Annotated in this window: 12 protein-coding genes; 9 read left to right on the top strand and 3 right to left on the bottom strand. The window is 51.2% G+C overall.

Annotation, left to right across the window (positions count from 1 at the left end; translation table 11 throughout):
* The first annotated feature begins 95 nt into the window (after positions 1-95).
* Together AC27IB_RS17525 and AC27IB_RS17520 are read left to right on the top strand one after the other, a co-directional pair.
* Complete coding sequence (locus AC27IB_RS17525; RefSeq protein ID WP_487122554.1) at positions 96-1,601, top strand: CYTH domain-containing protein; 1,506 nt, start codon at positions 96-98, stop codon at positions 1,599-1,601.
* A 24-nt stretch (positions 1,602-1,625) separates the two neighbouring features.
* Positions 1,626-2,708, top strand: a complete 1,083-nt coding sequence (locus tag AC27IB_RS17520) for a helix-turn-helix domain-containing protein (protein ID WP_487122552.1) — start codon at positions 1,626-1,628, stop codon at positions 2,706-2,708.
* A gap of 19 nt (positions 2,709-2,727) precedes the next feature.
* Here AC27IB_RS17520 and AC27IB_RS17515 read toward each other — a convergent pair whose 3' ends face one another.
* On the bottom strand, positions 2,728-2,973 hold the full coding sequence (locus tag AC27IB_RS17515; protein ID WP_296043914.1) for a YfhL family 4Fe-4S dicluster ferredoxin: 246 nt from the start codon (positions 2,971-2,973) through the stop codon (positions 2,728-2,730).
* 120 nt (positions 2,974-3,093) lie between these two features.
* Positions 3,094-3,771 carry a DNA mismatch repair endonuclease MutH gene (gene mutH, locus AC27IB_RS17510; RefSeq protein WP_487122550.1) on the bottom strand — a complete coding sequence of 226 codons (678 nt, stop codon included), beginning with the start codon at positions 3,769-3,771 and terminating at the stop codon, positions 3,094-3,096.
* 115 nt (positions 3,772-3,886) lie between these two features.
* Here mutH and rppH point away from each other — a divergent pair, with 115 nt between their 5' ends.
* The 7 genes from rppH (at position 3,887) to AC27IB_RS17475 (ending at position 11,307) form a co-directional block, all read left to right on the top strand.
* Complete coding sequence (gene rppH, locus AC27IB_RS17505; RefSeq protein ID WP_105935729.1) at positions 3,887-4,417, top strand: RNA pyrophosphohydrolase; 531 nt, start codon at positions 3,887-3,889, stop codon at positions 4,415-4,417.
* Between the two features lie 44 nt (positions 4,418-4,461).
* Positions 4,462-6,756 (top strand): phosphoenolpyruvate--protein phosphotransferase, encoded by a 2,295-nt coding sequence (gene ptsP, locus AC27IB_RS17500; protein ID WP_296044007.1) that lies wholly within the window; start codon positions 4,462-4,464, stop codon positions 6,754-6,756.
* A gap of 86 nt (positions 6,757-6,842) precedes the next feature.
* Positions 6,843-7,649, top strand: coding sequence for a sulfite exporter TauE/SafE family protein (locus AC27IB_RS17495; RefSeq protein ID WP_487122548.1), 807 nt, complete (start codon positions 6,843-6,845; stop codon positions 7,647-7,649).
* 3 nt (positions 7,650-7,652) lie between these two features.
* Positions 7,653-8,477 (top strand): prolipoprotein diacylglyceryl transferase, encoded by an 825-nt coding sequence (gene lgt, locus AC27IB_RS17490; protein ID WP_296043909.1) that lies wholly within the window; start codon positions 7,653-7,655, stop codon positions 8,475-8,477.
* A 7-nt stretch (positions 8,478-8,484) separates the two neighbouring features.
* Complete coding sequence (locus tag AC27IB_RS17485) at positions 8,485-9,318, top strand: thymidylate synthase (RefSeq protein ID WP_296043908.1); 834 nt, start codon at positions 8,485-8,487, stop codon at positions 9,316-9,318.
* Positions 9,319-9,326: 8 nt separating this feature from the next.
* The gene (locus AC27IB_RS17480) at positions 9,327-10,340 is read left to right on the top strand and encodes a response regulator (protein ID WP_296043906.1); all 1,014 of its coding nucleotides are present in this window, start codon (positions 9,327-9,329) and stop codon (positions 10,338-10,340) included.
* 19 nt (positions 10,341-10,359) lie between these two features.
* Positions 10,360-11,307, top strand: coding sequence for a sensor domain-containing diguanylate cyclase (locus AC27IB_RS17475; protein WP_487122604.1), 948 nt, complete (start codon positions 10,360-10,362; stop codon positions 11,305-11,307).
* A gap of 10 nt (positions 11,308-11,317) precedes the next feature.
* Here the strand turns inward: AC27IB_RS17475 and AC27IB_RS17470 are convergent, their stop codons facing one another.
* The gene (locus AC27IB_RS17470) at positions 11,318-12,667 is read right to left on the bottom strand and encodes an AmpG family muropeptide MFS transporter (RefSeq protein ID WP_487122545.1); all 1,350 of its coding nucleotides are present in this window, start codon (positions 12,665-12,667) and stop codon (positions 11,318-11,320) included.
* Between the last annotated feature and the right edge of the window lie 51 nt (positions 12,668-12,718).

Below are 12,718 nucleotides of genomic sequence, written 5' to 3'. Positions count from 1 at the left end.
GCAGGCAGTCTGCCGGGAGAGCCTATTGCTAAATGAAGCACCGGCAGGTAATGTAGCCGGACTATCTCGCAACTGCTTATGAGTACGACTGTTCCATGTCGGAAACCGAAATCAAATTTGTGCTGCGCGAAGATCCGCTGCCGGCACTTCAAAACAACCTTTTTACTGCCTTAACGTCGCAACAGGTGACCATTGAAGAGAAAGGTCAGCTCGATCTGCTCAATGATTACTACGATACCGTCGATCATTTGTTTCAGAAACATAAGATCGGCATGCGTGTGCGCGGGGCTAACGGTCAGTATGAGCAAACTGTGAAAACTACCGGTCAAATCAGCGGCGGCCTGCACCAGCGTCTGGAATTCAATGTTGATCTGAATAACCCGGAGCCCGACCTCACGTTGTTTAATGACGTGCCCTGGCCTGAGGGGCATCAGGCGGAAACCTTGAATGAGCAACTTGAGAAGCAGTTTGGTACTCATTTTAACCGGACTGTCTTTGACATCAGTTTCCCCGATGCCGAGATTGAACTGGTTTACGATAACGGGAAAGTCGCCGCGCAGCAGCAGGAAGCCCCCATTCGGGAAATCGAGCTGGAATTAAAAGGCGGTAAACTGAACCGGATGTTCGAACTGGCCAATATGCTGGTGGACGCGGTACCGGCCAGACTCAGTGATACCTCAAAGGCGGCACAGGGCTATCAGCTCCTGCATGGTGTTTCACACAAAGTGGATGCGTTACCCGATTTTCTGCCGCTGCAGGATAACATCTCTACCGAGGATGCTTTCTGCCGGGCGCTGGAGTGCGGCTTGCTGCACTGGCAAAAACATGAGCATCTGTATTTTGAAACGGGCGCCACCAAAATGCTTACCGAGGTGACTCGCGCGGTTCGCATGTTGCTCCAGACGGTCTCTTTATACCTACCCGTATTACAGTGCCCGGCCATGCTCACATTACATAAGCAATTGCTGAGTTATGCGGACAACTGGTTGTGGCAGGACGATCTGCAAAGTTTGCGGCTGTTACTGTCTAAAAAGAGCCTGTTCAATAAGAAGCTGTCCCGCTACCCGGCATTGATAAGCTATTTGCAGGGGCGTCAGGCGGGTTTGGTTCAGGCGCATGATCCTGCTACCCGACTGTTTCAGCCGGAGCCGTCAAAACTCAAACTGGCTATTGCGCAGATGCTGCAGAACAAGCCATGGCGTACAGAGGTCAAAGGCTATGACATGCCACTTATGGAACATGCCAAAGGCTGGCTGTCTCAGGGATGGCAAACTATTCTGCAAACCATGCCAATTCAACGCCGCATGTATGCGTCGAATTATACGTCGGTGGAAATGCTGCTGCGTCAGACCTTATTTAACGGCTTTTTACTGGCCGATATGTTTGCAGCCAGCCGTGGCCACTTCAGGGCTCCGTGGCTCGATATCCTTATTGGTATCGATGAACTCAATGCGCTGTTATTATTAAAAAAATCAATCTTTGATGCCGAGCTGGCCGAGCAACAGGAGTTGCTTGAGTGGGTACATGAGAAAACCCACGGGCTGCTCAATGTGATGGAAAGAAGTCGCCAGGTAGCCATGACCGGCGAAGTCTACTGGTAACCTTTACCACGGAACTGAAACGCAATGACCACCCAACACATGATCCCGCTCTGGACTGCCGGTGTGCTTACCGTCCTGTGGCTGTGTTTACTGTTAAAAATCAGCCGGACCGAGGGCGCGGCCACCGGGTTTCCCGGGTTCTGGCCAGCCTTGCTGAGCTGGCCATTCCTGTTAGTCAGCGAACTATGGCAACTGGTTGGCACTGCGTCGCCCTGGCTGACAGCCGCAGCTGTTATGGCTCTGCCCGTAGTGTTAGCCGGTGTCTATCGTAACCTGCTGGCCATGGTGTGGCGCAAACCAAAACCGCTTCTGTGGCCCTTTTATGGGGCGACTATCCTGTTGGCAATATTCGTGGTGTTCCAGGGCTGGTTGTATGGCGGGGACTGGCAGCAATGGCCGGGGTTAGCCCCGGTCGGTGACCCTCTGAGTTACTGGGCGGTGTATTTAAGTTATTTAATCCCGGCTTTTTTGTTTTTGTATATCAGCATTGTGATGATTGAGCAATTGCAGCAATACCATCATGAACTCCCTCTGCAAGTGGTCGATACTGAGATGTATCATATCAAAGGGGTAAGCGGGGCTTGCGGCTTTGCAGTCGGAATGGCTTTTTGTCTGGTCATCTTAGTGGCGGCGGTGGCCTTTGGGCTGTTACCTTTTTACCACTGGTTGTCCTGGTTTCATTCAGCTCTGGCGCTGACCACGCTGGTGGTGCTGGTGCAGCTTAGTCGTACCCATAAACCATCACCATCGCCCTTCGATCATGACGCTATGAGTGCCGCGCCTAAAATGTCTCACAGTGCTGCTCAGGCGGTATTAAAACGGGCTGAGTCTGCGGTGATTAGTCAGAAAGCTTATAAAGAAATTGGCCTGACGCTGGCAACGTTTGCCGACCGCGCGGATCTGTCGGCCAGTGAAATCTGTCTGGCTCTACTGGCAGGCAAAAAAATGCATTTTCGCGGCTTTATTTACCAGTATCGAATGAAATATGCCAAGCAGGTATTAATGAGTTCTGATACCAAACTCGACAGTGTGACCAAGCGCTTAAAGCTGGGCGTTAATGGCACCGCCAGCCGCAGCTTTTTAAAATACCTGGAAAGCCGCCGCTAACGTAAGCAGCGCCCGGCGATTACGCGTACATGGCCGCGTATTTTTCGGCCAGTTGATCCAGGGTTTCTTTATTCGCCGGGTCCGGTTCAATACACTCTACCGGACACACATCCACACAACGGGGGTCGTCGTAGTGGCCCACACACTCGGTGCAGCGTGCCGTGTCTATCTGATAAATCTCATCGCCCATACTAATGGCCTCATTAGGACATTCCGCCGGACACAGATCACAGTTAATACATTCTTCGCTAATTAATAATGCCATGGTTATTCTCCCGGCCAGCTAAATTCTCTGCTACTGACTGTATATAAGTCTTTATTTATATGCAAAGCCCCTGACGCCATCGCTTGATTTAGGTCAAAGGCCCGGGGAGCGTATGGCTAATTACTGATCGAAATGGGTCTGCAGAATATGACTGGTGAACTGTTTACGCAGATAAAAGCCCCGTGGTCGGGTTTGAATTTTATTGCCTTCAGCATCCAGGGCATCGGTTAACACCTGCCCGCTGGCCGCTTTGGGGCGAAGCTGCATAACCTCGCCATGGCGGGCCGTAATCGATTCAACCTGACCCAGCGCAATCATCTCGGTAAGCTCTTCCCAGTCCCGTTGTAACAGGGCGTTCTGGACTTCGCTGGGTTGCCATAAAAAGGGGGTGGCAATACGTCGTTGTGCAACCGGGATTTGGCGCTCGCCTTCAACCGGTACCCATAACACACATTGCAGCTTATTTTTGACATTACAGGTTTGCCAGGTGATTAACGGCGGCAGTAAAAGAGGGGCATAACAGACGTAAGTGGTTTCCAGTGGCTGCCCGTGCTGATTAATGGGCAGGGTTTTGAGTTCGACGCCGAGCTCGGGAAAATCCTGCTGGGGTTTCGAGCCCGCGGTGGCCCCTAACCAGGTTTCAATAAGTTGACCTGTCCAGCCTTTATGGCGTGTAAAATCGCGTGGAATGGCAATATTGGCCATGTCAGCCAGTTCGCCAAGACTGAACCCGGCTATTGCCTGGGCGCGGCTTTCCAGTTCTGACAAATCACCGGGCGCAGAGGTTGGTACTTGCAAACCTTCCATCCCTTAAAAACCAATTACGTTAAACATATGTGATAAATACTTTGCATGCACAAAGGTTTGTGAAAGAATGCTATCACAGAACAATATAAAGTGCCCGGGAGTCTGAGTGATAGATACCGATGGATTCCGTGCGAATGTGGGCATAGTGATTTGCAACAAAATAGGTCAAGTATTTTGGGCAAGACGTTATGGCCAACATTCATGGCAGTTTCCCCAAGGCGGAATAGATGAAGGGGAAACTGTAGAGCAGGCAATGTATCGTGAGTTGCATGAAGAAGTAGGGCTTACCCCGAAAGATGTAAGCATTCTGAGCGTGACACGAAATTGGGTGCGATACAAACTGCCCAAACGGTTAATAAGGCAAGGTAGTAATCCGGTTTGTATAGGACAAAAACAGAAATGGTTTTTGTTGCAACTGGATTGCCAGGACAAAGACGTAGATGTACTGAAATCCGGTCATCCCGAATTTGATGACTGGCGCTGGGTGAGTTACTGGTACCCGGTGAGAAATGTGGTGTCCTTTAAACGCGATGTCTACCGCCGTGTAATGAAAGAATTTGCCGGAACGGTGATCACCTCGCAGCCGCGACACCAGCATCATCATTCCAAGCAGCATCGTCGCAAACGACGAGGATAAGGGTAGGGTCACTCTTGGCGGCAGAAACGGGTCGAAAAAGCAGTATTCTAACGGTACTTAAGAGTATTGTTCAGGAGGTCAACCAAATCCCCCGGTTGACCGACGCGCTGTTTCGCCTTGCTGAACGCGTTAAACAAACAATGGGAGTCGACTCCTGTTCTATTTACCTCGCCGACTATAACGCTCAGGCCTTTGTACTCAAGGCTACCGATGGCCTGGCTCCCGATGCGGTTGAGCTGGTTAAAATTGGTTTCTCTGAAGGCTTAATCGGGCTGGTGGGGCAGCGGGAAGAACCGCTGAATATTGAGGATGCACCGAATCACCCGCGCTTTAAACAGTACCCGGAAGTCAAAGAAGAAAGCTACCACGCGTTTCTGGGCACGCCGATAATTCACCAGCGTAAAGTGCTGGGGGTTATCACCATGCAGCAAAGCGCTATGCGTAAATTCAGTGAGGATGAAGAAGCCTTTCTGGTGACGCTGGCTGCGCAAATTGCTCTGGAAATCTCGCATGCTGAAACCCGCGGCGCACTCAACCCGATAGCCGGCATTTACGCCGGTCATATGCAAAAGAATGTCCGCGGGGTACCTGGCTCACCGGGGCTGGGCATGGGGGTAGGCTATTCGCCTCATGCGGCCTATACGCTGGCCACCTGGATTGTTAAACAAACCGATAAAACCCAGCAGGAAATCGACTACTACCGTAAAGGTGTAGAGGTGACCCGGACACAGGTAGAAGCACTGTCACAGCGCCTCGAAGGTCAGGTGCCCGATGACGTAAGGGCGATCTTTCAGCTTTATCACCAACTTCTTGATGCCAACAGCCTAGGGCGCGAAGTCGAAGCGAAAATACGTGACGGCTGGGACGCAGCCTCATCATTGAAGCTGGTGGTGGAAGCCTACGCCGCCCGGTTTGAGGCGATGGACGATCCGTATATGCGCGAACGGGCTATCGATATCGTCGATTTATCCAACCGTATTCTGGTGAATATTCTGCAAGTCATCAGTGGCAAAAGTGAGTCGGTTAGTGACCGCCCAAGCGAGCCCAGTATCCTGGTGGCCGAAGAAGTGTCGGCGCCCATGCTGGCAGAATTCCCCAAGGAATATCTGGCCGGGATCATATCCATTCGTGGCTCCAATAACTCTCATGCTGCCATTCTGGCCAGAGCAATGGGGGTTCCCGCTGTGATGGGGTGCCAGAACGTTTCGCCAACCCTGCTCGAAAAGAAAGAAATTCTGCTCGACGGCTATGCTGGTGAAGTGATTGTTTCACCAGAAAAGGCGATCAAAGCCGAATTCAGTCAGCTGATTGAAGAAGAAAAATTACTTTCTGAGCGCATTGATAAAGAAGCTGGCAAGCCATGCCAGAGTGAAGACGGCTGCCGCATTAATCTGTTGGTCAATGCCGGGTTATCGGCTGAAATAGAGACGGCAGTGCGCTCCGGTAAAGTAGGAATAGGGCTCTACCGCACCGAAATCCCGTTTATGATGCGTGAGCGGTTTCCGTCGGAAAGTGAGCAGGTTGAGCTGTATCGAAATGTGCTGATGAGTGCGCCGGACCGTGAAATTGTGATGCGAACGCTGGATGTGGGCGGTGATAAACCGCTGCCCTACTTTCCAATTACCGAAGAAAACCCCTTCCTGGGGTGGCGGGGCATACGCCTGACGCTGGACCATCCGGAAATTTTTCTGGTTCAGATCCGCGCTATGTTACGCGCCAGTATTGGTTTGCAAAACCTCAGTATCATGTTGCCGATGATCTCCAGTGTTGGCGAAGTAAACGAAGCCCGCAGACTGGTGGAACAGGCCTTTTTTGAGGTGGAAGAAGAAGCACGGCTGAAGGGCGAACTGCTTTATCGTCCGCGCCTGGGCATTATGCTGGAAGTGCCATCCGTGCTTTATCAGTTGCCGCAACTGGCCAAGAAGGTCGACTTTTTCTCAGTGGGCAGCAACGACTTAACCCAGTACCTGCTTGCCGTAGACCGCAATAATACCCGGGTGGCCAGCTTGTATAACAGTTATCATCCGGCGGTGCTTTCGGCGCTTTATGATATTGCCAGGCAGGCCGATCAGTATCAGGTGCCGGTATCGGTCTGTGGTGAAATAGCCGGTGAACCCGGCGGCGCTATCCTGCTGATGGGAATGGGATACCGAAAGCTCAGTATGAATGCTTTTAACCTGCGTAAAATTAACTGGGTAGTTCGCAACGTGAATCTGAGCGAAGCCCAGTCATTACTATCTTGTGCATTAACTTCAGACAGTTACGAAGAAGTCTTTAATCACATTAATCAGTACCTGGAAGTGAAAGGGCTCGGTGGACTAGTTCGGGCCGGTTCTTAAAATCATCACATTGCGCGGCTATGCTAACCCCCCTCCCGGGTGGACTTATGGTATGCTAGCGACCTCAATTATCACGGAGACTTAGATTGGATCCTCTGCTACTCATTTTCGTCAGTTGTATGGCCCTGGGAATGCTCACCGGGACGTTGGCTGGCATGCTGGGCATTGGTGGCGGCCTGATTATTGTGCCGGTGCTGTCTGCGTTGCTTACCGGTATTGCCGGTATTAGCCATGAACTGGCTATGCCCATGGCGATAGCAACGTCCCTGTTTACCATTATTGTTACCGGTTTTTTCTCTGCCAAAGCACATTATTCTCTGGGTAACATTGTGCCACGGGTCATTGTGCTAAGTGGCACCGGGATTGCCTTTGGTGCCATTGCCGGCGCTCAACTGGCCAGCATGTTGCCGGCCGATATTCTGACCAAAGTGTTTGCCGGATTAGTCATACTCATTGCCGCACAAATGGTCTTTGGTAAGCGCACTGCCTCGAGTAAGGCTTACACGCCAGCCATCCTGATTACCGTGGGCGCCATAGTCGGAACAATCTCCGCATTAATGGGCATTGGCGGCGGTGCTTTACTGGTGCCAGCGCTGGTTTGGTTCCAGGTGCCTATTCGTCAGGCAATTGGCTGTGCGGCAGTCAGTGGTCTGGTTATCGCATTATTTGGTACCGGAAGCTTTATCCACGCGGGCTGGAATTTACCCGGTTTACCAGACTGGTCACTGGGTTATGTTTACTTACCAGCAGGATTTGGCATTATGGCCACTTCCATATTTACTGCTGGCTTTGGCGCCCGGTTAGGGCAGAATATGCCAACAGAATTACTTAAAAAGATTTTAGCGGGCCTGCTGGTGTTAGTCAGTATCCGCATGATAATAGGAATGAATTAATCCATGGGTGAAACAGACTTCCTGGTATTTCCCAATATCGATCCGGTTATAGTCAGTCTCGGGCCGCTTAGCGTGCGCTGGTATGGCATGATGTATCTGCTGGGCTTTATAGCTGCCTACCTGCTGGCCAAAAAGCGCTTACCTAACTCCCCCTGGAATCGTGACCAACTGAGCGATTTATTATTCTGGGGCTTTGTGGGGGTGATCATTGGCGGGCGTCTGGGCTATGTGCTGTTTTACCAGTGGGGCCTGTTTGTTGAAGATCCCACCTACCTGTTTAAGATCTGGACCGGGGGGATGTCTTTCCACGGCGGTTTGTTAGGCGTTATTGCTGCCATGGTCTGGCAGGCCAAACGTCTGAATGCCAGCTTTTTCCAGGTGGCCGACTTTATTGCGCCACTGGTGCCTATCGGTTTAGGCGCCGGCCGCATCGGTAATTTCCTCAATGCTGAACTGTGGGGGCGCACTACGGATGTGCCCTGGGCGATTATCTTCCCCGGCGCAGGACCGCAACCACGCCATCCTTCGCAACTATATGAATTTGCCCTGGAAGGTGTGTTACTGTTTATTATTCTCTGGCTTTACTCTGCGCGTCCAAGGCCGACGGGCGCTGTTGGCGGTTTATTCCTGATGGGGTATGGCACTTTCCGCTTTATCGTAGAGTTTTATCGCGAACCCGATGCGCACATTGGTTTGTATCAGGTTGGCCTGAGTCAGGGACAGTTATTATGTATCCCGATGATCCTCGGTGGCCTCGGGCTCATCCTATATGCCTATAAAAAGAATGGTGTGGTCACCCCACCGGCTAACAAAACGGTAAAGAGCTAAACGACGCATGAAAGAGTACTTAGCATTAATGCGCCATATCCGTGACAATGGCGTAAAAAAAGAAGACAGAACCGGTACCGGTACAGTGAGCGTATTTGGCTACCAGATGCGCTTTGACCTGAGTGAAGGCTTTCCGCTGGTGACCACTAAAAAATGTCATTTGCGCTCCATCATCCATGAATTGCTATGGTTTTTAAAAGGCGAAACTAACATCGCTTATTTAAAAGAAAATGGCGTATCCATTTGGGATGAATGGGCTACCGATGAAGGCGAGCTGGGGCCGGTTTACGGTCATCAATGGCGCAGCTGGACCGGCGCCGATGGCGAAACGGTCGACCAGATTTCAGCGCTGATCAACGAAATTAAAACTAATCCGGATTCCCGCCGGTTAATCGTAAGTGCGTGGAACCCATCGGTATTACCGGACCCGACCATGTCGCCTAAGGCTAATGCCGCCCACGGTAAGCAGGCTTTGCCGCCTTGTCATACCCTGTTTCAGTTCTATGTGCTGGAAGGGAAACTGTCTTGTCAGTTATATCAACGCAGTGGTGATGTGTTCCTGGGTGTGCCATTCAATATCGCCAGCTATGCCTTGCTTACCCTGATGGTGGCACAGGTGTGCGACCTCGAACCCGGTGAATTTATCCATACATTGGGTGATGCCCATCTTTATGTTAACCACCTGGAGCAAACCGAGCTGCAATTAAGTCGTGAGCCTTTTGCGCGCCCAACCATGCGGCTCAATCCTGAGGTGAAGGATATCTTTGGTTTTAGCATTGATGATTTCACGTTAGAAAACTATCAGTCGCATCCGCACATTAAAGCGCCGGTAGCAATTTAGGGTGTGCTATGAGTAGAACCAATGTTCTGATTTGTGATGATTCGGCATTCGCCAGAAAGCAGATGGCAAGGGCCATTCCTGATGGCTGGGACGTGCTGTTGCACTTTGCTAAAGATGGCCAGGAAGCGTTAGACATGATCCGCGCCGGTAAAGGCGATGTGATGTTTCTGGATCTGAATATGCCGGTTATGGATGGCTATGCCACCATGGAAGTTATTCGCCGCGAAGACTTACCTTGTCTGGTGATTACCGTGTCGGGTGATGTACAGCCTGAGGCGCGAACGCGCATGCTGGCGATGGGCGCACTAGACTTTATTCGCAAGCCTATCGACAATCAAAAGCTCATCACCTTATTAAAGCAGTACGGTATTTATACCGGCGACGCGCGCTCTGAACAACGTAAGAAACAAACCACTCTGGCCGGCAGCAGTGACAGTGAAAAGCTTGATGCTTACCGCGAACTGGTGAACGTGGCCATGGGACGTGCCGGTGAAAACCTGGCGCGCCAGCTAGGGGAGTTTATCGACTTACCTATTCCCAATGTGAATATCATTGAGAACAACGAACTGCATATGGCCTTTGCCGAGGTTAACCGTAATGACAGTGTTTCGGCAGTCTCCAAAGGGTTTGTGAGTGCCGGTATCAACGGCGAGGCGCTGGTGATTTTCAATGATACGGATTTTGAAAATATCATTACGCTATTAAATTACGACCAGTTGTCGGCCGCGCCCGCGCAGCTTGAGGCGTTGATGGATATTTCCAACATTCTGATTGGCGCCTGCCTGAATGCCCTGTCTGATCAGCTTAATGTGACTTTTAGCCACTCGTCACCGATTATTCTGGGGCGCAACCGTGAGCTGGAAAGTATGTTAGCGAATACTAAACAGCGCTGGAACCGCATTATGGCGGTGGAAATAGGCTACGGTATAAAGCAGCGGGGTATTCATTTTGAGTTGCTGTTGCTGTTCCCGGATACCTCCATGGAGCGTATATATTCACGACTGGTAGATATTGAGGACTGATGCCGTGAACACTGATGTAATGGAAGAATTAAGCCGCCAGCATTGGTTGCATGACTTACTGAGTTCCGTTGAAGTGGGGATTGTGGTGCTCGATCGCGACTTCAACGTGGAAGTGTGGAACCAGTTTATGGAGAACCACAGCAATTTACGGCCCAGCCAGATTGTGGGCGGTACCCTGTTCCAGCATTTCCCTGAAATTGAGCCGGACTGGCTGATGCTGAAAGCGGAGCCGGTATTTAACCTTAAGTCGCCGGTGTTTATGATTTGGGAGCAGCGCCCTTACCTGTTTAAATTTGGCTGTAACCGGCCAATTACCTCTGAGCTGGATGTCATGTATCAGAACGTGACCCTGTTTCCCTTGTCATCACTCTCCGGCAAGGTAGAGCGCATGTGTATGCTGGTTTACGATGTGACAGACCAGGCCAGTAGCCGGCTGAATATTGAGGGCCTGAACGACCAGCTCACCGAAATGAGTCGCGTGGACGGGTTAACCCAGCTATACAACCGCCGCTACTGGCAGGAAAGGTTCCAGAGTCTGTATCGTCTGGCAAAGCGCCGTGACTCCGCAAATACTGCAATAATGCTGGATATCGATCACTTTAAGGCGGTCAATGACAATTACGGCCATCAGGCCGGAGACAAAGTCATTCAGACCCTGGCGAAGATTATTAAGAAGCAGACTCGCGAAACCGATTTAGCTGGCCGTTATGGGGGGGAAGAGTTTGCGATTATCTTGTCTGATGCGGGTGGGGAAGGCGCTATGCAAGTGGCGGAACGGATCCGTAAGGCCGCCGAGGCCACCGAAGTTACCCATGATGGCCAGACTATCCAGTTTACCGTGAGCCTGGGTCTGGCGGAGTTTTCCGCGGCGTTTCATAATGAGATGCAGTGGCTGGATATTGCCGATCAGGCATTATATGAAGCCAAGGAAAGCGGCCGTAATCAGGCAATTTTACGATCGAAATAAACCGTTCCGCTTAACCGGCTGAACTGCCATGCCCTTTTTCAAGGGCCGTAATGTTATGCCGCAGCCGGTACAAAATCACCAGGCTGGGGATCACCATCAGCGCGGTAAGCACAAAGAATAATGCCCAGTTACCGCCCATTGCATCTACCAGAATGCCACTGGCAGACGCCAGTAACGTGCGGCTGGCCACACTCAAAGAAGCCATCAACGCATACTGGGTCGCCGAAAAAGCCCGGTTACACAGCAGGGATATAAAGGCCACCATGGCGACGGTACTCCATGCTGAGGTAAACCCATCCAGTACAATGGTAACCACAAACCAGCCTTTATGCGGGCCGATTTCGGCCATCCAGGCAAACATCAGATTACTCGCAGCCATAGCAATTCCGGCAATAAACAACCCCCGGAAAATACCGTAGCGAATATTGACCAGCCCGCCGATGATAGAAAATACAATGGTGACCCACCAGTTGAGCAATTTTGAGTAGGTGCCTATATCACTGTTACTGAAGCCTATCTCCTTGTAAAACACAATACTCATCCGGCCCAGGAAGGCTTCACCGATTTTAAACAAAAATACGAACAGCAATATTTGCAACGCCAGTTTTACGCCGTTGCGGCTGAAGAACTCCCTGAAAGGCTCTATCAGGCTCACCAGCAGCCAACTGGTTACTTTGCCCAGCAAGCTGTCACCGGCACTTAACAAAGCCTGATATCGCGCCGTCGCCGCATCCAGCATCGCCTGCCGGTTGACCTTGGGCTCTTTTGCGACCACCAGGGTTGAGATCAGGCATAACGCCATAATCACGCCCAGTAACAAATAAATCTGCTGCCATTCCCAGCCGGGTAAATCGGCAACTAAAAACGGAATCGCCCCCAGACCGCCATAACCTGTCCACCAACCGGCGGTGGCCAGTGAGGAAGCGGCCGACATGGCATCTGTTTCGTGCTGGGCGATGCTGTCTATCCTGAAGGCATCAATGGCAATATCCTGCGTGGCAGAACTCAAGGCGATAATTAAGCCGCACAGGGCAATTTGATACAGCGACGTTTGGGCATCGAGGGTCGACATCCACCCGCAGCAGCCAATAATGAGCAGCTGCATCTGAGCTATCCAGCCGCGGCGTTGGCCCAGTACCAGCGGTTTAATTCGGTCGAGTAACGGTGCCCATAAGAAGTTGATGGAGTAGACCGCAAAGATAGCGCCAAACAGGCCAATGGCAGAGCGTGATAAAGATTCATCCTTAAGCCAGGCTGACAGCACCGAACCAATCATGACCCACGGAAAGCCACTGGCAATGCCAAATACAAAAATGCTGAATAAGCGCTTATCGCGGAAAATCGCCAGGGAGGTGCGCACTACAAAGACTCTTTTTAGCTATTGTTATGGGCTTATTGGATCATGGATAGC

Source organism: Alteromonas sp. 4NH20-0104 (assembly GCF_057547795.1).
This window is presented reverse-complemented; position numbering and strand designations above follow the sequence as displayed.

Coding starts and splice junctions, on each gene's coding strand:
- AC27IB_RS17525 (WP_487122554.1), top strand. CDS start 96: ATGTCGGAAACCGAAATCAAATTTGTGCTGCGCGAAGATCCGCTGCCG.
- AC27IB_RS17520 (WP_487122552.1), top strand. CDS start 1,626: ATGACCACCCAACACATGATCCCGCTCTGGACTGCCGGTGTGCTTACC.
- AC27IB_RS17515 (WP_296043914.1), bottom strand. CDS start 2,973: ATGGCATTATTAATTAGCGAAGAATGTATTAACTGTGATCTGTGTCCG.
- lgt (WP_296043909.1), top strand. CDS start 7,653: ATGGGTGAAACAGACTTCCTGGTATTTCCCAATATCGATCCGGTTATA.
- AC27IB_RS17485 (WP_296043908.1), top strand. CDS start 8,485: ATGAAAGAGTACTTAGCATTAATGCGCCATATCCGTGACAATGGCGTA.
- AC27IB_RS17480 (WP_296043906.1), top strand. CDS start 9,327: ATGAGTAGAACCAATGTTCTGATTTGTGATGATTCGGCATTCGCCAGA.
- AC27IB_RS17475 (WP_487122604.1), top strand. CDS start 10,360: ATGGAAGAATTAAGCCGCCAGCATTGGTTGCATGACTTACTGAGTTCC.